The 24,136-nt window shown below is 39.5% G+C and carries 24 protein-coding genes and 1 tRNA gene; 8 read left to right on the top strand and 17 right to left on the bottom strand.

The window, feature by feature from the left end:
* Positions 1 to 152: 152 nt before the first annotated feature.
* The 8 genes from tpx (at position 153) to BGO42_RS08065 (ending at position 8,721) form a co-directional block, all read left to right on the top strand.
* A complete protein-coding gene (gene tpx / locus BGO42_RS08100) occupies positions 153 to 650 on the top strand; it encodes a thiol peroxidase (protein WP_273245291.1) in 498 nt (165 codons plus the stop codon).
* A gap of 7 nt (positions 651 to 657) precedes the next feature.
* Positions 658 to 1,026: a diacylglycerol kinase family protein gene (locus tag BGO42_RS08095; protein ID WP_177735085.1), complete on the top strand. Its 369-nt coding sequence runs from the start codon at positions 658 to 660 to the stop codon at positions 1,024 to 1,026.
* Between the two features lie 34 nt (positions 1,027 to 1,060).
* Positions 1,061 to 3,574: a DNA translocase FtsK gene (locus BGO42_RS08090; RefSeq protein ID WP_273245289.1), complete on the top strand. Its 2,514-nt coding sequence runs from the start codon at positions 1,061 to 1,063 to the stop codon at positions 3,572 to 3,574.
* 1 nt (position 3,575) lies between these two features.
* On the top strand, positions 3,576 to 4,220 hold the full coding sequence (lolA1, locus tag BGO42_RS08085; RefSeq protein WP_273245288.1) for an outer membrane lipoprotein periplasmic chaperone LolA1: 645 nt from the start codon (positions 3,576 to 3,578) through the stop codon (positions 4,218 to 4,220).
* Between the two features lie 7 nt (positions 4,221 to 4,227).
* Entirely contained in the window at positions 4,228 to 5,664 is a 1,437-nt protein-coding gene (locus tag BGO42_RS08080) for an LptF/LptG family permease (protein WP_177735091.1), read from the top strand.
* 1 nt (position 5,665) lies between these two features.
* Positions 5,666 to 6,802, top strand: coding sequence for a 3,4-dihydroxy-2-butanone-4-phosphate synthase (gene ribB / locus BGO42_RS08075; protein WP_273245285.1), 1,137 nt, complete (start codon positions 5,666 to 5,668; stop codon positions 6,800 to 6,802).
* A gap of 146 nt (positions 6,803 to 6,948) precedes the next feature.
* Positions 6,949 to 7,033, top strand: a tRNA-Ser gene (locus BGO42_RS08070).
* A 293-nt stretch (positions 7,034 to 7,326) separates the two neighbouring features.
* Entirely contained in the window at positions 7,327 to 8,721 is a 1,395-nt protein-coding gene (locus BGO42_RS08065) for a site-specific integrase (RefSeq protein WP_273245283.1), read from the top strand.
* Between the two features lie 759 nt (positions 8,722 to 9,480).
* On the opposite strand, the gene BGO42_RS08060 is transcribed toward BGO42_RS08065, so the two are convergent.
* The 17 genes from BGO42_RS08060 to BGO42_RS07980 form a co-directional block, all read right to left on the bottom strand.
* Positions 9,481 to 9,765 (bottom strand): hypothetical protein, encoded by a 285-nt coding sequence (locus BGO42_RS08060; RefSeq protein WP_273245281.1) that lies wholly within the window; start codon positions 9,763 to 9,765, stop codon positions 9,481 to 9,483.
* Between the two features lie 11 nt (positions 9,766 to 9,776).
* Positions 9,777 to 10,814: a hypothetical protein gene (locus tag BGO42_RS08055; RefSeq protein WP_273245279.1), complete on the bottom strand. Its 1,038-nt coding sequence runs from the start codon at positions 10,812 to 10,814 to the stop codon at positions 9,777 to 9,779.
* Between the two features lie 31 nt (positions 10,815 to 10,845).
* Entirely contained in the window at positions 10,846 to 12,009 is a 1,164-nt protein-coding gene (locus tag BGO42_RS08050) for a hypothetical protein (protein WP_273245277.1), read from the bottom strand.
* 9 nt (positions 12,010 to 12,018) lie between these two features.
* Positions 12,019 to 13,113, bottom strand: a complete 1,095-nt coding sequence (locus BGO42_RS08045; RefSeq protein WP_273245275.1) for a DNA cytosine methyltransferase — start codon at positions 13,111 to 13,113, stop codon at positions 12,019 to 12,021.
* A 41-nt stretch (positions 13,114 to 13,154) separates the two neighbouring features.
* Positions 13,155 to 14,015 (bottom strand): conjugative transposon protein TraN, encoded by an 861-nt coding sequence (traN, locus tag BGO42_RS08040; protein ID WP_273245273.1) that lies wholly within the window; start codon positions 14,013 to 14,015, stop codon positions 13,155 to 13,157.
* Positions 14,016 to 14,039: 24 nt separating this feature from the next.
* Positions 14,040 to 15,311, bottom strand: a complete 1,272-nt coding sequence (gene traM, locus BGO42_RS08035) for a conjugative transposon protein TraM (protein ID WP_273245271.1) — start codon at positions 15,309 to 15,311, stop codon at positions 14,040 to 14,042.
* Positions 15,292 to 15,699 (bottom strand): hypothetical protein, encoded by a 408-nt coding sequence (locus BGO42_RS08030; protein ID WP_273245269.1) that lies wholly within the window; start codon positions 15,697 to 15,699, stop codon positions 15,292 to 15,294. Before BGO42_RS08030 ends, traM begins: the two co-directional genes overlap by 20 nt.
* A 1-nt stretch (position 15,700) precedes the next feature.
* On the bottom strand, positions 15,701 to 16,324 hold the full coding sequence (traK, locus tag BGO42_RS08025; RefSeq protein WP_273245268.1) for a conjugative transposon protein TraK: 624 nt from the start codon (positions 16,322 to 16,324) through the stop codon (positions 15,701 to 15,703).
* Positions 16,325 to 16,338: 14 nt separating this feature from the next.
* A complete protein-coding gene (gene traJ, locus BGO42_RS08020) occupies positions 16,339 to 17,412 on the bottom strand; it encodes a conjugative transposon protein TraJ (protein ID WP_502686362.1) in 1,074 nt (357 codons plus the stop codon).
* A 143-nt stretch (positions 17,413 to 17,555) separates the two neighbouring features.
* Positions 17,556 to 18,185 carry a TerB family tellurite resistance protein gene (locus BGO42_RS08015; protein ID WP_273245264.1) on the bottom strand — a complete coding sequence of 210 codons (630 nt, stop codon included), beginning with the start codon at positions 18,183 to 18,185 and terminating at the stop codon, positions 17,556 to 17,558.
* A gap of 7 nt (positions 18,186 to 18,192) precedes the next feature.
* On the bottom strand, positions 18,193 to 18,810 hold the full coding sequence (locus tag BGO42_RS08010) for a hypothetical protein (protein ID WP_286749039.1): 618 nt from the start codon (positions 18,808 to 18,810) through the stop codon (positions 18,193 to 18,195).
* A complete protein-coding gene (locus BGO42_RS08005; protein ID WP_273245260.1) occupies positions 18,764 to 19,267 on the bottom strand; it encodes a hypothetical protein in 504 nt (167 codons plus the stop codon). Before BGO42_RS08005 ends, BGO42_RS08010 begins: the two co-directional genes overlap by 47 nt.
* An 11-nt stretch (positions 19,268 to 19,278) precedes the next feature.
* Complete coding sequence (locus tag BGO42_RS08000) at positions 19,279 to 19,956, bottom strand: conjugal transfer protein TraI (RefSeq protein ID WP_273245258.1); 678 nt, start codon at positions 19,954 to 19,956, stop codon at positions 19,279 to 19,281.
* A gap of 7 nt (positions 19,957 to 19,963) precedes the next feature.
* Entirely contained in the window at positions 19,964 to 22,441 is a 2,478-nt protein-coding gene (locus tag BGO42_RS07995) for a TraG family conjugative transposon ATPase (RefSeq protein ID WP_273245257.1), read from the bottom strand.
* Between the two features lie 39 nt (positions 22,442 to 22,480).
* Entirely contained in the window at positions 22,481 to 23,293 is an 813-nt protein-coding gene (locus BGO42_RS07990; protein WP_273245255.1) for a hypothetical protein, read from the bottom strand.
* A gap of 3 nt (positions 23,294 to 23,296) precedes the next feature.
* Complete coding sequence (locus tag BGO42_RS07985) at positions 23,297 to 23,809, bottom strand: hypothetical protein (protein WP_273245253.1); 513 nt, start codon at positions 23,807 to 23,809, stop codon at positions 23,297 to 23,299.
* Positions 23,810 to 23,820: 11 nt separating this feature from the next.
* The gene (locus tag BGO42_RS07980) at positions 23,821 to 24,135 is read right to left on the bottom strand and encodes a DUF4133 domain-containing protein (protein ID WP_273245251.1); all 315 of its coding nucleotides are present in this window, start codon (positions 24,133 to 24,135) and stop codon (positions 23,821 to 23,823) included.
* Position 24,136 lies beyond the last annotated feature (1 nt).

Below are 24,136 nucleotides of genomic sequence, written 5' to 3'. Positions count from 1 at the left end.
GCGCCTCTTTATTCCCCAGCCGGTAAACGCCATACGCCCACTCCATAACCGCCTGAAAATTACCCCTTGTGTAAATTCGGCAGGCAAATCCGGTACACTTTCGTATTTTCGATATAATTTCATACTTTTGGAGTACTAAAAAAATTAAAAAAATGGCACAAATCACATTAAAAGGAAATACAATTCATACTGCCGGAGAATTACCGCAGGTTGGTACACAGGCAAAAGATTTTCAATTAGTTAAAAACGATCTTTCATTAGCTTCCCTATCCGATTTTAAAGGAAGTAAAGTTGTTTTAAACATTTTCCCGAGTGTGGATACCGGTACCTGTGCGGCATCTGTTAGAAAATTCAACGAAAAAGCAAGCAATCTGGAAAACACAAAAGTATTGTGTATTTCACGTGACTTGCCATTTGCACAGGCTCGTTTTTGCGGAGCGGAAGGATTATCGAACGTGATCAATCTTTCTGATTTTAAAGACGGTAGCTTCGGTAAAGAATACGGCCTGACAATTGCCGACGGACCTTTAGCAGGTTTGCTTTCCCGTGTTGTTATTGTTCTGGACGAAAACGGCGTGGTAAAATACAGTGAGCAGGTTCCGGATATTGTGGACGAACCTAATTACGAAAATGCTTTGGCAGCACTTTAAATTTTAAATGAAACAAGATAATTCCTTTTTTACCGGTAGGCTGAAAAGTGTCGTGTATGCTTTTAAAGGAGCTTACAAACTAATCACAACCGAACACAGCGTGATGATTCAGTTCAGTCTGGCTGTTTTGGTTACACTGGCCGGATTCTATTTCAGAATATCGCAGGTGGAATGGCTGGTGCAGACACTGGCAATCGGACTGGTTTTAAGTATCGAGGGATTGAATACGGCTGTTGAAAAAATTGCCGATTTTATTCATCCGGACTACCATCAAAAAATAGGTTTTATAAAAGACATAGCCGCAGGTGCTGTATTTTTTGCAGCCCTTGCCGCTATTGCTGTGGGATTAATTATATATTTGCCACGGATAATCTGATTCACCGTACGGCGACAAAATTTGACTATTGTAAATGGCAAAATCAACAAAAAAAGAAACTCCGGATAAAGGAGAAAAAACAGCAAAACCGAAATTCTCCTGGCAAATTTCACGTCAGTACAAAGTCCTGTTCGGGGCTTTACTTGTTTTATTTTCGGTTGCGTTGCTGCTCTCTTTTATCTCCTATTATATCTATGGCGATTACGACCAGAGTTCGTTAACTAGCTTTGGTGACCGAAGTGAGAAAACATACAACTGGTTAGGGAAATTCGGGGCTTTTCTGTCCGATTTTTTCCTGTATAGAGGATTCGGAGCGGCTTCTTTTCTTTTTGTGCGCCTGTTCTTTTTAGCCGGAACCTATCTTCTGGTAGATCTGTCGCTAACCAAACTTAAAAAAACCATTTTCTGGGACCTTTTTGTAATGGTTATCCTTTCTGTACTCTTTGGTTTTTTCTGGAATGTAGTACCGCAGTTAGGCGGTATCATCGGGTATGAAATGAACCTTTTTGTACAGGATTACCTGGGCAAAACCGGAACCTTTTTAGTATTGCTGTTTGGCGTTATCATTTACCTGATCTTCAAAATAAAAATTTCAACCGAAGGCATTAAAGATTTCTTTGAAAAATCGAACAAATCCTTTACAGACGAGTTAAATCTGGACACGCCGGTTGCCGGAAACCAGAACAATTCACCGGTAGCCTTAGCCGATGAAATAATTGACGACACCATTATTACTTCCAATCCAAGTCTTGATTTTAACGATGAAGAGGACGACGAAGTATTGTCCAATATTGAATTAAAGACCAAGCCTTCTGCATTTGAGATCAATAAAGAAGCTTTAAAACCCACTATCGCACACCCTTCGGAAATCAGCCTGAAAACAAAACCTGTCGAACCGGAGCCGGCAGCCACAATCCCGACTGCTCCTGTTTCGGAAATTATAAAAACCGATGACGAGCATTTTGTAATCGAAAAAATCGAAGAGGAAGCCGTGGTGGAAGAAAATCTGGCGGCAAGACTTGTCCGTGATTTCGGGGAGTTTGATCCCACATTGGAATTATCCAACTACCAGCTGCCATCCATTGACCTGTTAAAGGAATATACATCCGGCGGCATCACCATCAATCAGGCAGAGCTGGAAGAAAACAAAAACAAAATTGTTGAGACCCTTCGTAACTATAAAATCGACATTGCCCAGATTAAGGCAACCGTTGGTCCTACAGTTACCTTATATGAAATTGTACCCGAAGCCGGGATCCGGATTTCCAAAATCAAGAGCCTGGAGGATGATATTGCCTTATCGCTTGCTGCTTTAGGAATCCGTATTATCGCTCCGATTCCGGGTAAAGGAACCATTGGTATCGAAGTTCCGAACAACTCCCCTACTATGGTTTCGATGAAAAGCGTTATCGCTTCTCCGAAATTCCAGACAGCAGAAATGGAATTGCCAATCGCTTTAGGAAAAACCATTTCTAACGAAACCTTTGTGGTTGACCTGGCAAAAATGCCTCACCTTTTAATGGCCGGTGCAACGGGTCAGGGTAAATCGGTTGGTTTAAATGCCGTATTGACCTCGCTTTTATACAAAAAGCATCCGGCAGAAGTAAAATTCGTATTGGTCGATCCTAAAAAAGTGGAGTTGACCCTTTTTAATAAAATTGAAAGACATTATTTAGCCAAGCTTCCGGACACGGAAGATGCGATCATTACCGATAATACCAAAGTTATCAACACGCTGAATTCTCTTTGTATCGAGATGGACAACCGTTACAACCTGCTGAAGGATGCGATGGTGCGTAACATTAAAGAGTATAACGAGAAATTCAGACAACGAAAATTAAATCCGGAAAACGGACACCGCTTCCTGCCGTATATCGTTCTGGTTGTGGATGAGTTTGCCGATCTGATCATGACCGCCGGTAAAGAGGTGGAAACGCCTATTGCGCGTCTGGCACAGCTTGCCCGTGCCATTGGTATTCACCTGATTATCGCGACACAACGTCCGTCGGTAAACGTTATTACCGGTATCATTAAAGCCAACTTCCCGGCACGTATCGCTTTCCGTGTAACCTCAAAAATTGACTCGAGAACCATTCTGGACAGCCAGGGAGCCGATCAGTTAATCGGCCGCGGGGATTTACTATACACGCAGGGAAATGACCTGGTTCGTGTGCAATGTGCCTTTGTTGATACACCGGAGGTAGAAAAAATTACGGAATTCATCGGTTCACAGAAAGCCTATCCGAATGCATATTTGCTTCCGGAATATATTGGTGAAGAAAGTGGCATAAGTCTTGATATAGATATTTCCGACAGAGATTCTTTATTTAGAGAAGCCGCAGAAATTATTGTGACCGCACAGCAAGGTTCGGCTTCTTTATTACAAAGAAAACTGAAATTGGGATACAACAGAGCCGGACGCCTTATCGACCAACTGGAAGCTGCAGGAATTGTAGGTCCTTTTGAAGGCAGTAAAGCCCGAAGTGTACTCATTCCGGACTTATCATCCCTGGATCAATTCTTTGCTAATGAACAAAATGATTTTTAAAATGCGTACTTTTTTTCAGTTTATCACCTTACTATTCTTTGGTTTAACCCTACAGGCACAGGAAGCCAAAAAGGCAAAAGACCTGTTGGATGAAGTTTATACCAAAGCGAAAAGCTATGACAATATTGTTATTGATTTCCGCTTTACGCTTCAAAACACCAAACAAAACCAGGATCAGGACAGTAAAGGAAACGTGACCCTTAAAGGCAATTTATTCGTACTGAACTTTATGGGCGTTACCAAAATGTTTGACGGAAAGAAAAACTATACGATTATCCCTGAAGACGAAGAAATTACCGTATCCAAATATGACGAGAATGATGAAAATTCCATTACGCCGTCTAAAATACTGACCTTCTTCAATTCCGGCTACAAATATGCCTGGGACAAATTGCTAAACATCAGAGGCCGTAAGATACAATACATCAAACTTACGCCGCTTAGCGCCAAAGATAAAACCAAAGAAATTTACTTAGGTATTGATACTCAGACAAAACACATCTACAATAAGATCGAAATCGCGAAAGACGGTACAAAAACCACTTTGACTGTTAATTCTTTTAAAACGAATCAGCCTATTTCGAAAAATCATTTTACCTTTACCGAAAGTAAATATCCTAATTACTACATCAATAAATTAGATTAATTATCGGGTGAAAATATTAGACCGTTACATTCTTAAAAGCTTCCTGATTACATTTGCTACGGTATTTGTAATCCTTTTTTTTATATTTATTTTGCAGGGAATCTGGCTGTTCATTGCTGAATTAGCCGGTAAAGATCTGGACGCCTGGCTGGTATTCCAGTTCCTACTCTTCTACTCGCCAAAAATGATTCCGCTCGTTTTACCGCTTTCCATCCTGCTTGCTTCGATCATGACTTTTGGAAGTTTTTCGGAGAATTATGAATTTGCAGCGATGAAATCTTCCGGGATATCGTTGAAAAGAGCGATGCAGAGTCTGAATATTTTTATCGTGATTTTAAGCTTTGTTTCTTTCTTTTTTGCCAATAATGTTATTCCGAAAGCAGAATATAATTTTGTAAACCTTCGTAAAGAGATTTTCCATACCAAACCGGCCATGGCCATTGCGGAAGGTCTTTTTAACAAGATCGGGAATTTCTCCATTAAAGTCGATAAGAAATCCGGTGAAAAAGGCGAACAGCTGCAAGGTGTTACCATGCACGAGAAATCAAACCTGGGAACCGGGAATAAATCGGTTATTAAAGCCAAAAGAGGCGTTTTAATTAACGATGCCAATTCCAATATTTTAAAACTGGATTTAATTGACGGCTATTACTACGAAGATGTGATGCCAAAAAATTATGAAGACCGGAAACGGGAACCGTTTGCCAAAGCAGCCTTTAAAAAATACCGTGTCAATATCGATTTAACAGCCTTAAACCCTGTTGATGAAGATGAAAAGATCACGAATACCAATACCATGCTTACGGTAAATGAGCTGAATTTTACCATTGACTCCTTAGAATCGAATATTAAAAAAGATAAATTATCCTTTGCCGACAATATTGTTCAGGGCACTGATTTTGCATTGAAACCCAAATTCTCCGGTTCCAATACAGCATCCAACAAAACCAAAGACATGATGGCGCTGCTGCCTCTGGATTTACAATATAAAGTACTGGAAATTTCAAAAAATAACGTAACCAGCCTGATCTACTCTATAGACAGTAACAGTAATGACCTGCTGGAAAAACAAAAAAACATCAACGTACACTGGATCGTATTGCATGAAAAATTTGTAGTGGCATTCTCCTGTCTGCTGATGTTCTTTATCGGGGCACCGCTGGGAGCCATTATCCGTAAAGGAGGCTTGGGACTGCCCATTGTATTTGCGGTACTGATTTTCATTATCTACCACTTCATTAATACTTTCGGAAAGAAAGTAGCACAGGAAAACGGGATCCCTCCTTTCCTGGGAACCTGGATGGCTTCGATGGTTTTAACGCCACTGGCAATATTCCTGACCTACCGGGCAACCAACGATATTGGCGTGATGATTAATTTTGACTGGATTACCGTTCCGTTCCAGAAACTTGCAGAAAAAATATTTAAAAATAATAACAACTAAAATGGCAACTAACGAACACATACAACTCAACACTATAGAAGAAGCAATTGAAGATATAAGACAAGGTAAAATTATTATTGTTGTTGACGATGAAGATCGTGAAAACGAAGGAGATTTTATTGCTGCGGCAGAAAAAGTAACTCCGGAAATGATCAACTTCATGGCTACTCACGGACGAGGCCTTATCTGTGCTCCTCTAACGGAAGCAAGATGTAAGGAACTGGATCTTAACCTGATGGTTACGAACAACACCGTACTGCACGAAACACAGTTTACCGTTTCGGTAGATTTAAAAGGACACGGCTGTACTACCGGTATTTCGGTACATGACAGAGCCAAAACCATCCTTTCTTTAGTAGACGACGAAACCAAACCGGAAGACCTGGGTCGTCCGGGACATATTTTCCCTTTACGTGCCAAACAGGGCGGTGTATTGAGAAGAACCGGACACACAGAGGCTGCTATCGATTTAGCACGTCTGGCAGGCTTAAAACCGGCCGGAATACTGGTTGAAATATTAAACGAAGACGGATCTATGGCCCGTTTGCCGCAATTAATGGAAGTAGCCAAACGATTTGACCTTAAAATCGTTTCTATTGAGGCATTGGTTGCCTACAGAATGCAGCACGACAGTCTGATCCAGAAAAAAGAGGATTTTGAAATCGAAACCCGTTTCGGGACTTTCCGTTTAAGAGCCTACCTGCAAATCACAAACAAACAGGTGCATATTGCTTTGACAAAAGGAAGCTGGAGCGCCGGTGAGCCGGTACTGACCCGAATCAACTCTACACACGTTAACAACGATATTTTAGGTACGCTGACCAATAATGCCGACAAACGTCTTGACGATATGTTCCGACGTATTAACGAAGAAGGACAGGGTGCTATTTTGTTTATCAATCAGGAAATACAGTCCTCCGACCTGCTAAACCGTTTGTCGGAGCTTAAAAATCTGCAGTCACAGGGTGTACATAAAGCACCGGAAATTAAAATTGACGCTAAAGATTTTGGTATCGGAGCGCAAATGTTGCACGATTTGGATATCTGTAAAATCCGTTTATTATCCAATTCCGAGCAGACAAAACGTGTGGGAATGATCGGATACGGACTTGAAATCACGGAATACGTAGGTTTTTAATTTTTATTTACCTTTCTAAAACTATCACTGTAAGCAAGTTATATCAAACCACTTGTTTTTTCGATAGTTTTAAGCAAAAAAGGCTTGTAAAAACCGAAAAACGCACTATATTTGCAACCGCAATCAGGAAATGGTTGCGATGTATTGGAGAAATGGCAGAGTGGTCGATTGCGGCAGTCTTGAAAACTGTTGACTGTAACAGGTCCGGGGGTTCGAATCCCTCTTTCTCCGCGAAGTAGCTGAAAAGTCAAAATCTTAAGACTGTTTTTGCTCCTAAAAAACTTGTAAAACCGCATGAAGTCTGCAATTTTAATAATTGCAGACTTTTTTGTTTTTTACTACTACACGCAAAATTTTCAAAAACACCCAAAAGTTTTGTGTCACAATCGTGGCACAGGAAAAAAATTAGCTAATGTGCCACAAAAACCACATTAACTATTTGTATATCAACAGGTAAAGCACGTTAACATCTTGATTTTAGCGCAATATAATCCGAATTTTATTAACCTAAAAAAGTAAAGATTATGTTAGAGAGCAGTTATGGGATGACCTTCTTTCTGAAGACACCAAGAAAACCAAATGACATGAGAATGGTATATGCCCGAATCACAGTAGACGGCAGACCGAAAGACACTTCCACAAATCAGAAATGGGATATTAAAAGATGGGATCAAAAGACAGAGAGAGCCATCGGAAATAAGGAAGATGCACGGGTACTCAATTCATTTCTTGACTTATTAACGTCAAAAATAGTTCAATATAAAACTGAACTGTTAAGTATGGGAAAAGCAATTACATCCGAAAAACTTATTTCATGTATAAACGGCAAGGAAGATCGCCATAATAAAGTTCTACAGGAGTTTGCAGAACATAATACGGAAATAGAAACTTTGGCAAAAATTGGAGAATTTGCTATAGCAACAGCAACAAGATATAATACTGCGTTAAGCCATGTCAAGGATTTTATGATGTTCAAATATAAAGTCGATGATATGGATTTTAAAGACCTGGACTTTGAATTTATAAAGGACTATGATTTTTACCTGAGAACTGAAAGGAAGTGCAATAATAACAGTACGTTAAAATACATTTCGAATTTTAAAAAAATTATAATAAGGGCGATTGACAAAGAAATTATTAGTACTGATCCTTTTAGACAGTTTAAGAAAAAGAGGACTAAACCGACAAAAAAGCCAATTACAAGCGACCAGTTGCATATATTAGAAAATCGCTCCTTTTCATCCGAACGATTAACTATCGTCCGAGATATCTTTATTTTTCAATGCTACACAGGCCTTGCCTATATAGATGTATATCAATTGCAAAAAAGCGAAATTCAAAGAGGTATCGATGGAGAGTGGTGGATTATATCCAACCGTCAGAAGACCGATGCTTCTACCAAGATTCCATTATTACCTAAGGCAATTGAGATAATGAAAAAATATGAAAACGATCCGTTATGCCTTCAAAGAAATTCAGTTCTGCCGGTGAGGTCAAACCAAAAGACCAATGAATATCTGAAAGAAATAGCAACCTTATGTGATTTTGATTTTCAATTAAACACACATAAGGCCAGACGAACATTTGCCTCTACCATAACGCTAAAGAATGGTGTCCCTATTAACATAGTTAAAGAAATGCTAGGCCATGCCAATATATCCCAGACCGAAGAATATGCGATTACTGAGGAATTGAGTATAGGTCTTGAAATGAAGCAGCTTAAACAAAAGCTGGCGGCTCTGGAAAACCCCAAAGAAGATTCCATACAAATGCTGGCAAGACTGAAAATGGAACTGACAGAAATAGAAGGTAAAATTACCGGTGCCGAGAATTCTCCAAGTTTCGATATTACGGAACTAAAGGATATCGAATCCCAAATGTCGATTCTGCGCAACAGGTTACTTGAAAGAACGGGCTGATTATTAAAGACTAATCTTAAAAAATAAGCCCTCCTGCTTTATTGAAACGGGAGGGCTTATTTTATACCTTTTTTATGCTGATCTTAGGGCTTATCAATAGTTCAATCTCACTTTTGTAGCCAGGATGATATGAAGGTCTATAAGCGATGTAGCCCATATCTTGAAGCTCCTTAAAGTATTTATGATAGGTCGGCAAAGTTGAAATATGGGAAAAAGCCATAAGTCGTCGCCTGCTAACCCTGATAACTTTCTTTTGCTTTTGTAGACATGCAAGATGTAAGATCGCATTCAGTAATGCCTGATGCCATACATTAAGCTTTTTATCCTTTTCGAATAGCCGAAGATAAGCTTGTAATAGTTCAAAAGTCATCTGCGGTTCTCATTTTCAGCGAATAGCGATTTCAAATCCTCTTCACTATAGTAGTAGGAACCCAGCACCTTTTTATGCCTAACTTTTCCAGATATTCTTAAGCTCTGTAATGTTCCGGCAGACATATCAAGCATAGCCCTGACTTTCCTACTTTTTATCCATCCCGGATGTAGGTCTGGACGATCAGTAGCCTCCCGTTTAGTTAGCATTTCGCTAATCTCATTCCTAAGCATTAATCCAAATTGCCTTAGGTCATCTTTGTTTAATCCTCCCTCCATAATCTTTCTCCTCCAATATTTGACCGTTTACTATATTTCTACTATGCTAATTTTCAGACTCCAGTCTGGAAAACACCTTACTCCCTTAGTCTCTTTTAAAAGATGCATTGGCTATTCATTAAAATAAATTTTACTACCTACGTTATTCTTATAAGATGGTTGATAATTAATATACCCGTACTCATTTAAATCCTTCACACATTTATGATAGGTAGTCTGTGCGGATATTTTCGCAATTCTCATTATCTCATGGCTAAAAACCTGAATAGGGTTTACAAAATCCTTCAACTTCCTGTATTGCAATAATGCAGCATAAATCCCGATATGGGTAATACTGATCCTCCCATCATTTTCTATGGCAGAAAAGAAATCCGATAAATGTTTAACTTCATTCATAGTACATCGATTTAGGAAAGCTTCACACCATTACGCTTCACAGCACCTTCTTTTTGCTGTTCATTGAGTTTATGACTAGTTTTTAATCCTTCTGAGGTTTTGTTACCGAGGGCAGCATTTAAAGTAACCTTCTTTGAATGTTCATCATAAATTGTCACCGATTTATATTGAGGATTGGCTTCTAAATAGAATTTATGCAAGTTGCCATCCTTTACAAAGCTCACCACCTCCCGATTTCCCTGTTTCAAATTATCGTTCAACTTCCTAATCAAGTCGTAATCCTGTTTCTCCTTAATCGGCAATCCGTCTAATACCTTGTCAAGCTGATATCCAAAATCGGAATGAAATTCTTTCATTCGATAATTTCCCTGAGGGTCACGGTCATTAAAATTTAATTGTAACCATTTGCCGTCCTTCTCTACAGCTCTTCCTGACAAAAGGTTGTAGCTCTCAATCGAGTTGATTTCTAGTCCGTTTTCAGTTTTAAAAAACTGTTGCCTACTCTCTTCAGTTTTTTTTTCATTATACAGGGCAGTGCTATATCCTTCAAAACAATAGTTTCCGCTTGAATCTTTAGCAAAAGAAAGCCGATGCTGTAGGCTCTCTGTTTCATTAATGTAATGTGACGATGACACCGAAAATTGAGGTTGACCACTCTTCATTTGCTTTTCAATATCTTTTGTCAGGTAGGCAAAGCCTGCTTTTTGTATTTCTCGTTGTAACTCGCGGCTATTGTTTTCCAATTGACGAGACTCCTGATTAGCAACAATTTTTTCCCTTAAAGGGCGACGTAAAAGACGTAGCAGAGGATTTGGGTATAATCTTCTCTCAATATCTCTTCTTTCATGTTTTAAAGCTCTTAATGCAAAGCGTTCATCCGGATTAAGGGTACTTGCATATCTTGTAGTAATTCTGTCAAAAAAAATGAGCTTTTCCTTTAGAAGCGCCTTATTTGAAGATAGACTGAAAGATAGTAACTTTTCAAGCCTTCCTTCTCTTAATTTCCATTGACTGAGTTCTCTCTCTATTCTGTTATCCTGATTGTCCATATCAAAAATCTTAAGTTAGGATTACCATTAGTTATGCAGATTGTGATTTACCTTTACGCTTTCTTTGTTCCGGTACATCAGGAGCCTCGGGTTCAGATGTATCAGCGGTTTTATTACCCTTACCTGTTTTTTGAGTGTTACCCTTTTTTTCTGTCTGATCCTTCTTATTATCTTTCTCTTGATTTTTCTTGCTTCCAATCCTTTTAATATCGTTGTCAAACAGATTTATAATCTTGAACTTAGGATTGGCCGAAATAAAACGTTTTTCTTCCTTCCCATCATTGATAAATGTAGCGGATTGCAGATTACCTTTTTTTAAGGAATCAATAAGATTGCCTTTATACTCTTCGTTATTTAATTCCTTAATCGGATGATTTTCTAAGGCAGATTCAAGATCATAACCGTAGTTTTCACTGTACTTTTTCAATTTAAAATTTCCGCTTTCATCTGTCTCTTTAAAATCAAGCTGCACCCACGCGTTGTATAATTGTCCTTCACTGTTGGTCAAGTCTTTATTTACTGCACGTCCGCTTAGCAGGTTGTATGCTTCTTTTAAAGTGATATTGTTACCCTTATTGATATAAAAAGTTTGCTCAACTTTATGAGCATTCTGTTTCTCCATGCCTAACTGATATGAATTGAAGAAATACATATCAGTTTGTTTTGATTTGCTAAATTTCAACTTCGCATCTACCTTATCCTTTCCAAAAGAAGTTGAATATTTCAGGGAGAATTCGTCCGGTTCTTTTTTTATCTTTTTCCTGAGTTCATTCTCGAACTCCTCTCCAAAACCTGTGTACTTTACCTGATTTGCCAGGTATTCTAAGTTTTTCTCGTTCATAACTTTTGCATTTTGATTGTGGTTTAATTTTTCTGTTTCTAATCGGTGATATCGCATAGCAACCATTGATTCCAAATCAACAACGCCATCTTTTTCTAGCATAAGACTATTGTCTTGATGGGCTTCTGCCATTGTTCTATAGGCAGACCTTATCGCCAGATAATCATATTTATCTATATCTGTTGCCATTTCATAGCAGAACTCCTGAACGTCTAATTGTGTAGAAAAAAAAAATAGTTCGCTTTTATCAGTCGGGTTGGTATCTTCAAAAAAAGCCACAAATTCATAGCCTTCTTCACGTTTTCTGATGAAGTATTCAAGAATTTTTTGATAATTGTCCTTCCTTATTTTCATAATCAATGTTTAATGTCCTGATTGTTTCTCTACTGATTCTATAGCCTTGAATAATTCCAGTGCAACCTGTGGCACTATGGCATTTCCGTACCCCTTGACGCTTTCCATTCGCCATTTTGGAAAGGTAATTGCGTCCAATCTGCGGGAAAGCCCATCATCTCCGCCACAAATCGCGGGTTGAGCTGGCCATCCATTCCAATGAGGAATTTCACGGCTCCAGGCAGGCTTTCCAGTTCGTTTGCTGTCTTTCCCTTCCAATCTCTCGCTACCGGAGTAGGAAGCATCGCGATCAATCTTACCAGCGTCATGCTGTGCATGCTGCCTTGTTTGACTTGCGAAGATTTCATTTTTGATGTCGCGCCCGTCCCGTCCATTACCGTAACTGTGGGAATCAGGCCGTTGGATGCCGCTATCATGATCAATGCGTCCTTCATTGTCCTTTCGCTCACTTCCAGGGTCTGACTGTCTATCGAAATCCTGCCAATCTGTATGGTGTTTGGAGTAGGCAACAAACCAGACTCTGTCTCTGCGGTGCGGGGCGTTGACGGATGCAGCTGGAATACACAGAACGACTGGCGTCCCGTCTTCAAGTCGAGGTAGTACATATCCTGCTGATTCAATTTCTGAAATAATACTTCCAATGACTCTTCGTTGAAGCTTGATGATTGTCTTGTTTGCTTCCTGCTTACTGTTTGAACAAAAAAGCTCAATCGTTTCGATTTCCATTTGAGATAAACTTTCTGGCTCCAAAATGGTGAACAGTCCAGCAACGTTTTCAAGAACGATCCACTTAGGTCTTGCTTCCATAATAACTCTGCGAGTTTCCGGCCAGAGGTAGCGGTCATCTGTCTTGCCCTTTCTCCGTCCGGCCTGACTGAACGGCTGGCAGGGGAAGCCTCCTGTGATAATATCAACACATCCTCGATACTGAGCTGCGTCGAACTCGAATATATCTTCATAATTTTCTGCTTCAGGCCAATAATAAGTCAACACTTGCCTACAGAATGAGTCCTTTTCGCAATTAAAAATATTAAACCACTGCATCCATTCTGCGGCAAGATCAAAGCCGCCTATTCCACTAAATAAACTTCCATGTCTCATCATTTTCCATCCCTTCTGTTTAGTTAGTTATTCAGTTATCTAGCCTATATTTTTGGCAGTACAGTGGATTTGACGATAGTTGTATTATTTACTTCCAGCTCCAAATGTCTTCCGCCATTTTTTTCCATGAGTTGAATAATCAGCAGTTTGTCGTCCGGAATTGTGAATTTTGGCAATGAAAACACCATATTTTGTGCGGACTTCCCAATAATCTTATCGGTATTTTGGTATGCGAAAACTGGCATGACTTCATTTTCCTGCGAAGCAGTACGCTTGGATTTTTTCTTGTCACGGATGAAAAAACGAAGCTGTTCTACATCATAATTCAGGTTTGAGAAATTCTCTATCTTAATTCGGGCATACAGCAAGTTGTTTTGGATAAAAATGCCATTCAATTGCAATAGCATTCCAAACTTTACGTCTGTAATGCGCTTTACCCTGTTTTTAGAGGTCAGAGCCTTTTGAGCATAGATTTCTGTTTCATATTTATTAATATGCTCAGGGCTCAGAAATACGGTACCGGGCTTATAAACGTCATCGGTTAATGACAAATTGAGCATCGCCGGTTGTTTGGAATAATTAATAACAAAAGAATTGATTTTTCCATCAGCAGTTACCACCGTAAGGTTTGTTTCCTGAAAATCTTCTTTTGCAGCCTTTATCTGAAGTATATTTTCCACTCCTTTTGCCTTTTGCACCAAAATATCTCGACTGCCTCGATCCACACTCACAATAGCCTGCGGGAAGACAATGTTACTGGTCTTAAGGAAAGATATTTCTAACCTGTAAGGTTGAATCGAAGTTGTTTTAACCTTGTTTGATTTTTGTGCCAATGCACTTAAATTGCCGCCTATAAAAAGGAAAAATCCCATTATCATCACTACCGCTACACTAATCTTCTTCATCTTTTGGAATTTTATAGTTAATATTTAATCTGTTAAGCTCTGTTTCTGTTTTTCATCACGCAAAAGAACCTGATAGCCGGCTTTTACAACCACCTTTATAAGTTTTACTTTTTTACTAAACAGACTTTTGGCTGCTTCAATGCCAGCTCCGGCAGCCTGCATTTCCCAGGAAGGATCAAGGCTTGTCATTCCTATATTTTGCATCGAACGCTCGGCTGATTGCTTGGCAACATCCCTTGTTATGGCACCGGGTATATAGATACCATCCATTCCATCAAGATCATATACGGTAAGCTCCACCGGAAATAATGAATTCCCGAACCGGATATTATCTATCTTGATTCCCAATCTTTCTCCATTTAGTGCTGTTACACCAAACAAAAAATGATCTTTTGGAATAATAACACCGTTTATCTGAACATCTTGGACAAGTCTTAATTTCACTGTTGAACCGTTCACCAGTGTTTGATTCTCATGAATCACAGCTTGTATCGCATTCTGAACATTCTCCGAAACACCCATATCTTCCAATGCATAGAATGCATTGCCTTTTTCGTTCGCTCCTGGCTTTGACTGCAATAAGGAAACCACATTCTCTAAACTCTTGTTGGTTACAGGATATACCTGTCCCTTTTTCATCTTGGAAGATTGGTTTAATTTCTCCTGTACTCTGCCGGGATGTTGAATATCTAAGATTTTCTCCAGCATACCGTTTAATTGTCTCATTTCAGGATCTTCTCCGTTGGACTGATTCATCATTTTCATCATTTGTTCCAGTTTGTCTACATCGCCCGTGCCCATTGGAGAACTGACTGAACCATTGCTATAATTCGGAACGTTTGAATAAGCTGCGTTAGTTATCGCAGGTTTATTCATTTCTCTGTTCAGTTCAGCCAATTTTTGATAAATCTTCTCTTCATTAGGGTTGTTAAAACTGTTTCTTCTGTTTAATGAAGTATTGAGTCCGGAATAGTTCCCTAAACCTGTGGCAGCATAATCAGGAGAACCAGCTCCCATAGACATATCCTGATAGTTGGGGTCATTTTTAATGAGCTCCTGAAATTTAACCGAATCCAGTTTTGCCTTGTCGTAATAACTCATTTTGTCCATTGCCTTAATCTCTTTTAGATTCGCATCCGGCAGTAAAGCATTAAATCCAGTTTTCTTAACCTCTTTTGATTCCGATGCTTCCATTTTACCACCTCCCAATGCCCAGAAAAAAATGGTCATAAATGGTAAAGCTAAGACCGGAAGTACAAGGAAAAACTTGCGCTGTCTAATCATCTTTTTTTCCATAATTGTTTGATTTTAATTGTGAATTAAGTTGTTTTTCTATTTTCTGTACACTATCCAATAGTTTTAAATAATCCTTTTTTGCGGTAGCCGGTCGCATTGGTTCCCCGGTGTTACTGATATTGGCTGGTTTCTTTATCGGAGCAATTTGCATGATGGGACTGGGACTTTGCTTACCCTTTAGCGCCTGAAGTACCACGCAGAAGTTATAAGCCGTACCGAGCAAGACAAAGACAACCAGTAAAACCAGCCAATTTTTCTTAGACATTTCCGCGGTAGCGATCTTCATGCCTTCAACCCATTTAGCTTGCACATAGCCGTAAACTTTATTAAAGCCATTGAAAGGCACAGATACCTTTTCAACATCTTTTTTCTCTTTAAAAAGTCCCATATTATTGTCGCCTGTTTTCTGTTTTTAAATCCCTGTTCTCAATGATATTCCAGCGCTCGATCAAAAAACCATGCGGATTATTATCACTTCGGCTTACGTTGCGCAAAGCACCCTCGGTAATCAGGTTTCGTGTAGTGATACTGGTAGGCCTGACAATGTTCTGTGTGGCATAGCAGCGAAAAGCATACGGATAATCATTAACGTTTACCGCCACACTGTCCACTGTGATAGTTTGATTGACATTACCTGAGATCAGCCCGGAATAATAGCCCGTTTCCTTCAGATCATCATAAATTCTTTTGGCACTGCCATCAGCCAGATAAAGTGCTTTGGTTGCATTTGCCTGTATTGCCTTATCATCAGGATCTAATGTAAAAAAAAAGGAATGGAATGTTTTAACATGGTCACGTGCTTCTACGGGAATGTTATCTTTTCTGTCTGCTGAAAAAGCTTCCAAAGCTTTCCCGTTGGATAGTATGTATATTTTTCCCTGCATGTTAGATACCAAACTAAAACTCTTATAAAGAGCGAAACAGACTATGACCGCACAGGCTATAATCACAACAATTGTAAAACTCCTGACATGACGGAATGCGGTATCGATATTTTTCATTTTCTTAAACATAGCTCCGCATTTAGTTATGAATTGCCTTTTAGCTTATCTCCCATATAGTCAGACGCAGAGCTTTTCCCATCATTAAAATAAGGCGATGAAGTAGCATAGGATGCCATATCCTGCTGAATTCTTCCAACCGCATTACCTAGTGTGTCCGCGGCCATACCAACACCTTGTCTACCGGTATTGACGGCATTCATCGAAGAGTTACTAAACAATGAAGTCACTTTTTGTCCTAAAGCGCTTCCCCCGGCATGAACTATATAATTAGCTACCGACGGTACAGTGAAATAACCTATGATTCCGATAATCATAAATACGAGATATCCCATATCTGTACGGCTGAAAAATGTATCCCCTTGCTGGTCTATTTGGCTCAAGTCAATACGGAGCATATTTTCCTGAATTTTCCCGATAATGCTTCCAAAAACATTAGCCACAGGTAACCAGAGGAATATATTAATGTATCGAGCCAGCCATACAGTAAGGGTATGCTGGAAACCGTCAAATACCGCGAGCCCAAACACCAGCGGCCCCAGAATAGCCAGCACAATGAGCTGAAATGTTCTTAGGGTATCAATGCAAAGTGCCGCCGCTTCGAACAATACCCGCAATACCTCACTCATCCATTCCTTTACCGAGTTGCGGAAATTGTACATCTGTTTCTCCATGAAAAACTCGAAATCAATAGACAACCCTCCCAAAAGACCTTCACTCTGACCTGCCAATTCCGGATAAGTATATTTAACCCATTGCTCACGGTTTCCTGAACCGGTTTCGCCAACATACATTTGCCATTTTTTAGTGCCTTTAATCGCTTTTTCCTTTTCCAGCAGCAAAGTTGCTATTGCCTTGTTAGATCCTTCCATCATCGCAGCTGTTGCAGTTACAGTCGGCTTCATTACGCCATTGATAATTCCAATTACACTTGGAAAAATGGCGATACAAAAACCGATTACAAATGGGCGAAAGAGGGGATAAAAATCTATCGGTTCTGCATTAGCCAAATGCCGCCATACTCTTGAAGCTATATACCATAGCGCCGCAAAACCTGCTAATCCCTGTCCGACACCGATAAGCTGACTACATAAGGGCATCATTTCATCATACAGCTGTTCTAAGACATTATGAAGACTGTTCATTTCGTTTGCCATGCCCTGAGCATGACTATTAATCGGTATTATGAGCCACATTCCCACAATTACCAGGGCTTTGATCCACTTTGTCATTTTCACCTGAATTAATGATTTATACCATAGACTTTACCGATGGATTCGGAATCTCTGCGCTCTTTTGCACGCTGCATGGAAAGTACCGTTGTCTTACTATTAAAGTGTCTCAGAAATTGCAACTTATCTTCCATATCCGAGTAGATATGGTCTATTGCATTAATGCGCTCATCATCACTCATCCGCATCTTTCCGGCAGTGACCACACCTATGAGTTCATCAAGGTTCCGCAAACTTTCCTTAAACAGGTTATCATAGACCTTTGCCAAATAACCTAATTCGCTTACCGAAAAATTTTCATCGATCCTAAAGCGGTTATAGGCATTTCTATATTCCTGTACCAATATGACCTGGAAATTAATTACCTCACCAACCTTTCTGTAATTGCGAACGGTCGGACTCACTTCCATCAATCCATCAAGGAATATCTTATGGATATTGAAGTTACCCTGTGAAATTCCCTTAATGGTATTATAACCTCCTGAAAGCGTCTGATAGCCCTTTTTCATATCACTAAGTATCTGCTTAAACTGAGCCAACTTTTCAATATTGAGAGCCAATTGAGCACTTTCCGCCACCTGAGCCCGGCTCTTTACCATACCGGCTAGAACCAGGCATATTATCCAAACAATCCTTTTCATTTACCTATTAATTTATGCCCTGCCAAACACGGCTGTTTCCTGCTTCGTTCTTTTCCTTTAACCTGGCCACCACCATGATTTGGTTTTCTTTAGTGAAGCTTTGAAAGAAACCAAAATGATTTTGCATCTCCCTATGTAAATTGTCGACCCTACTGATCCTTTGTTCATCTGTCATTTCGAGTTTCTGATCTGTTATGACCATAAGGAGTTCATCCAAGGTTTTATCAGAATGTGCCAACAATCGGGTATAAACACCATTAAGGTATGCCCGTTCTGAACTTGTAAACAGATCACTTTGATTAATCTTCGGCCTTAATTGCTGATATCCGCTTAGTATACGCACCTGTAAGGTAATGATATCGTCTACCTTCTGATAATTTTTGATTCTTGGATTGACGTTTTTTAGAGAGGTAAAATAATCCTCATGTAAATTAAATTCTCCCCTGGACATATTTCCTATCGTAGACAATCCTTCCTTAGCAATCTTATAGCCCTCCTTACCATAGTTGATGTACACTTGTAATGCGGCTATTTGTTGCTTCAGATATTTTTTCTGGGTGGCATTTTGATTGAACCACTCATTCCATGTCTGTGCTTTTAGCCCTATGCCTGACCACAGATTCATAAATACTATTATAACCAGTCCTTTCATATCCTTTAAACTTATTTTTTTTCTGTTGATACCTTCTTTCAGCCCTAGCTATTTTGATCGCCTGACTACAAGCAGGTAAATAAACATCGGGAGTCGTCAGTGTTTTATTAAACTGTTCTTTATTTGCTGTTAAGCTTATATTTACTTCGATAAGCGTAAACTTTCTTAATTCTTCTTTATAATAGATCAGAAATTCAGCTTTAATCAGCTCTTTTGTCTTCTCATTCTTGTGTATGATAGTTTTGAAGCTTAATACATGTTCAAGCCCGTAGTCAAAATATTTATCTTCCAAAAAAAAGTCAAATCCATTCCTAAGGCTATCTTCATCTTGCATGTCTATAACGAAATTGGAAACATTGTATCCATTAGTTATCAGCCTGTTTTCGATCTCATCAAAAGCACTTTTTATATCTTCTAGCAGCCTTTCCATACTTTTCGGATTTATAGCCCATATAGCTTTTTAAGATGATCTTTTTCCGCCAGTGTCGTAGTGCGTTGAATGCTCAAAATGGCATTCTGCTGATTGAAAGCCCGCAGATCATTATAGTTTTCCTCTATCCTGTCGGCAGCGGCATTGATAATCTCCAATCGCTTTGCATCGCTCATTGTAGCGGTAAACGACTGAACCACCATAGTGATCTGATTCAGGTTCTTTAAGCTCTCTTCCAAAATACCGGAGTAGACCTGCCCCATATAATTGATTTCTTTTGCTGTGAAATTATCATCCTGATTGAGCTGACCCCAAACACGATTGTATTCCTGTACCATTCTTAACTGCTTTTGCGTGATCTCCCGGATGCGCTGGTAATAGCTGATAATGCTCTTAACCTTGTGTAATTCTTCGTAGTACTTTTGGTACTGCTCTTTTTGTTTTTCCGTCCATTCGGCAATTTCCTTTAGTTTTAATTTTGAGAGTGCATTCTCAACTGCTTTTTGTGCATTTTGAAGCCAGATCACTTTGTTTTGCTCCCGTTGGATTTTTAAATCAATAGCCTTAATAGCCTTCGCCACCGCAGCCCCGAATAGTCCGAATATCCCGGCTGCATGTACCCGCTGAACGGGCAGTACCGTGGTGGCGATCATGATACTGATTACCATTATTTTAATATACCTTTTCATTTTTCAGTTATTTAAGTTTACTTAATCGAATTTCTTCCGCCATTGCACGTATACCCTTTAGAATGTCCCCTCCGAATTGATCCGCATGCTTCATCAATCTTACCTTTTCACTTTGTTCAGTGGTGTAAGCGAGGTATTCTTCAACAGATACTTCCGTCCGATATACTTTGGATAATACACCGCCAAGAGAAATGAATACTTCCTTGTATTTTTTAGTGGGATCATTGGCTTTGTTAACCGATAATACCAGAGCCTTTTCCTTTTCGGTCAGTCCAAGAAGTTCCTGTATCTGGTCAAACTTATTCTGGTATTTGCTTTGATCAAGCAAAATTTTACAGTCGCTATTATTGATGATGGCTTGTTTTACTACCGGTGAGGAGATAATATCCTCTACTTCCTGTGTCACCACTATTGCTTCGCCAAAGAATTTCCGGACTGTTTTAAAAAGATACTTGATGTACTCAGCAAATCCCTCTTTCATCAAGGCTTTCCAAGCTTCTTCAATTAATATCATCTTACGAAGTCCTTTCATTTTCCTCATTTTATTGATGAATACTTCCATTATAATGATGGTAACGACCGGAAACAAAATAGGGTGATCTTTTATATTGTCCAGTTCGAAAACAATAAACCGTTCCTGTAAAAGATCAAGGTTCTCGGTTGCATTAAGCAGATAATCAAACTCACCACCTTTATAATAAGGGCGCAGTACATATAGAAAATTATCAATGTCAAAATCCTTTTCCTTTACCTTGTCGCCAGTTAGAACCGCAACATACTGATCCCTTAAAAATTCATAAAATGTATTAAAGCATGGAAACACATCCGGGTTACTACTATCCAAAAAATGGTAATAACCACCTATCGCATTGGACATAGCAACATACTCAGACCGCTTAAACTGCTCATCGTCTTTCTTCCAGAGCGCAAGGAGCAACGTTTTAATGCTCTCTTTCTTTTCGGTATCCAGATTATCACCTTCGCCAATGTAAAAGGGATTAAACCGGATTGGATTTTCTTCGCTGTATGTGAAGTAGTAGCCCTTTACCATATCACAAAGTCCCTTATAGCTATGACCTACATCAACAAGAACGACATGCGTGCCTTGCTCGTAGTAGCTGCGTACCATGTGGTTGGTGAAAAAACTTTTCCCGGAACCGCTTGGCCCCAAAATAAACTTATTCCGATTGGTGCATATACCCATTTGCATAGGCTCATCAGAAATATCGACGTGTACCGGCTTACCGGTAAGTCTGTCGCCAAGACGGATACCCATCGGACTTAATGAACTGCGGTACCCGGTTTCAAGATTCAAAAAGCACGTTGCCTGTTCGGCAAACGTGTCGAAGGTATCATTCATCGGAAAATCGGCACTATTGCCCGGAATTCCTGCCCAAAATATTTGCGCAGCACCTACTGTTTCCTGTTTGGCTACAGCATCCATTTGAGCAAGAGCAGAGGAGACCATGTTCTTTAAATCCTTTAACTTTTCCCTTTCATCCGTCCAGACCAAGACATTGAAATGTGCTTTTACCGGTAGGCGCTGCTGACTGATAGCCTCATTCAAGAAATCATTAGTTGCGTCCCTGGCTATGGTATTCTCCCTGCTATAAGCGGATAGCGATTGCAGCCGCAACCGTTTACTCTCCAATTTTTGAATCGTCTTTTGCCCGTCATCGATAAAAATATACTGGCTGTAAATGTGATTGCAAGAAAGTAATTGCCCTAGAGTACTGGCAAATCCAATGCTGAATTTTGTTTTATCAGTAGAGTATCTGTCATAGTTTATGCGGCTACCGCAAAGTGCTGGCAAGTTCGCAGCATCACCAAGCGTGTATAACTGTGCATACTGATCGCCTACTTTAATGCCGTCACTAAAATCAATATCCTTGATTAGAAACGAGTCCTGTTTTTCAGCCAGATTGCAATACCGTTCCACAATTCCCATCTGGCGGCGGCTGCTCCGCAATTCATTTTGCTTTAACCTTTTTAAAGAGATAAAGCCGCACTCTTCCAGTATATGCTTAAATTGCCCACAGGAATCAAGGAAATCTTGAAGTATTCCCGCATTCAGCGTTTCTTCAGGGACGATACTTTTTCTGATTAAATTCGAAAATAACGAACTGCCTGCTTTTCGTCCTGCCGGTTTCCTGGTCAGGTAGATATAGCAGCTATGGTCTAAAAAAGGACGTTCGTTGAAAAAACGCTCACTTGACCTTGACAGGAAACTGGTATCGTCTTTGGTAAAGTCTGCCTTGTATTTGCTGTCGATAAACCAATCTTGCTTTTGCAAGACGGTAAATTTTGGCAATATCTTTATTGCTTTTATCCAATTCTGGTGAAAGGTTTCATATTCGTTGTCCGATAGGGTGAAAATCTCCGGCAACTCGACTTTAAAAGCTACGGTTATATCGCCTTGTTTGGACAGGATACAATCGTGTTCCACTCCCATAACAGGCATCAATTCATTCATCCATGTATCCATCTCATTATTGCTTTAACTGTTTTCCTTTAGCTTTCTAACTCATAGCCTGCGGCTTCTCCGTTGCTTTTTATCTGCCTTGTCATCCATCTTTTCATTAACCGGTTTTTGCTTCTTCAGATTTTCCTCGATAAGCCTTACCATTCCAAATTCTTCCCAGGATACTACATCAGCCTTGAAATGCGAACGTACATTGACTTCTTTCAGAGTTTGGAACTCCCTTTGGCGGTATTTACGATTGAAGCCAATCGGATCTAAATCATACTCTGCAGGAAAAGCAACAACCACTAAATCTTTTGGGATTGCTGTTATATTCTCGTAATCAAGTTTCTGATACTCTTTTTTTTGCTTGTCATAGGGAATTACATAAGCATTCCTTTCCTCATCAAAGCGCTCTTCAATTTCGGTAAAGCTAATTCCATTGGAGATGAAATCATCCGCAGGCCGGAGGCAATCCTTAGCCACATCAACATAAAACAGATCACCCTCAATATTTATCGTAGGCAATATTCCTGACATCCGGCGGTTCAATGCCTTCTGGTCAACCATAAGATCAAAATCTGTTTTTGACTTCACCTCTTCAAGTTTACAGCCATACTTTTGTGCCATACCAACAGGATCAAGATCAACCAGTTCGGGCACATTGACAATGACATTATACTGGTCAGTACCTGCAAAGATGGACATGTTATTACCGATCGTATTGTAGATAAATTGATACCCCCGGTTCATTTCGTTCATTGCTAAGAATGAAATAACATTATTGTCGTTATTTTTTTCCCTCAATTGTAAGTTCTCAACATCAACAATGAACTCTGTACCGTTGATGTTAAATATTGGTAGTTCCCTTTTCATCTCCTATTTACTTAAACCATTCCCTTTTCTGTTTTTTATGCTCGCAGAGGACTTTTTTGCTATTTGCGGTATTTGCTTTTGTTTGTTTAACTCAACAAACCTTACCAATGCGGTCTGATTCAGTGGTATTACTTCCGCTATTATTCTTTTTGAAATTGGATTATTTTCGACAAATTTCCTTTGGTTCAATCCATTTTCCCTGGCTACAGCAAAAGGATCAAGCTTCAATCCTCCCGGAAACTTTACGATAACCACATTTTCTGGTAAGGTTGTCGCATCAAAATCAAGGTCAACTATTTTTTTTTCCTTAAAATCATAGGGCAGATAATAATAATCCCCGTAAAAATTCCCTCCTTGTTCGGAGAAAGAAATCGGTTCCACCTCCGGATTATCTAAAGCCCTTAGCAAACGATTACACCAGTCAACCTCATAAACCTGCCCGGCAATTTCAAGTTCTGGCAATACACCTTTTTGCCTGAGCCTGAGCAGTTCATTCTTTGATTCTTCATCTTCCACATCACCTCCCTTCAAAAACCACGGTAAACCTTCCTGCTATTGCATTTAATGTTTTTAGGGATTTGCCTTCTGGCAAGTTCTTTCATCAGCCCATATTCCCCATACATGTTACTCATGCGGTATACTTTCATAAACACTAAGGTTCCGGATATACCAATTACACCAAGGCAAACCAGTGTTGGCAGACCTATGATATACATAACTGAATACACAATCAGCAATCCTACCACGCCCGCGCCCAGGTACCAGATGTATTGCGCCTTCAAACCTTTAAATTCTATTGACTGGTTAATACCCTTATTAATTTTGTAAACGCTATTTGCCATT

Origin of the sequence: Flavobacterium sp. 40-81 (assembly GCF_001898245.1) — a bacterium.
In the GTDB taxonomy this organism is placed as follows: domain Bacteria; phylum Bacteroidota; class Bacteroidia; order Flavobacteriales; family Flavobacteriaceae; genus Flavobacterium; species Flavobacterium inviolabile.
The sequence above is the reverse complement of the archived record's forward strand: the minus strand, read 5'-3'. Positions and strand labels throughout refer to the sequence as shown.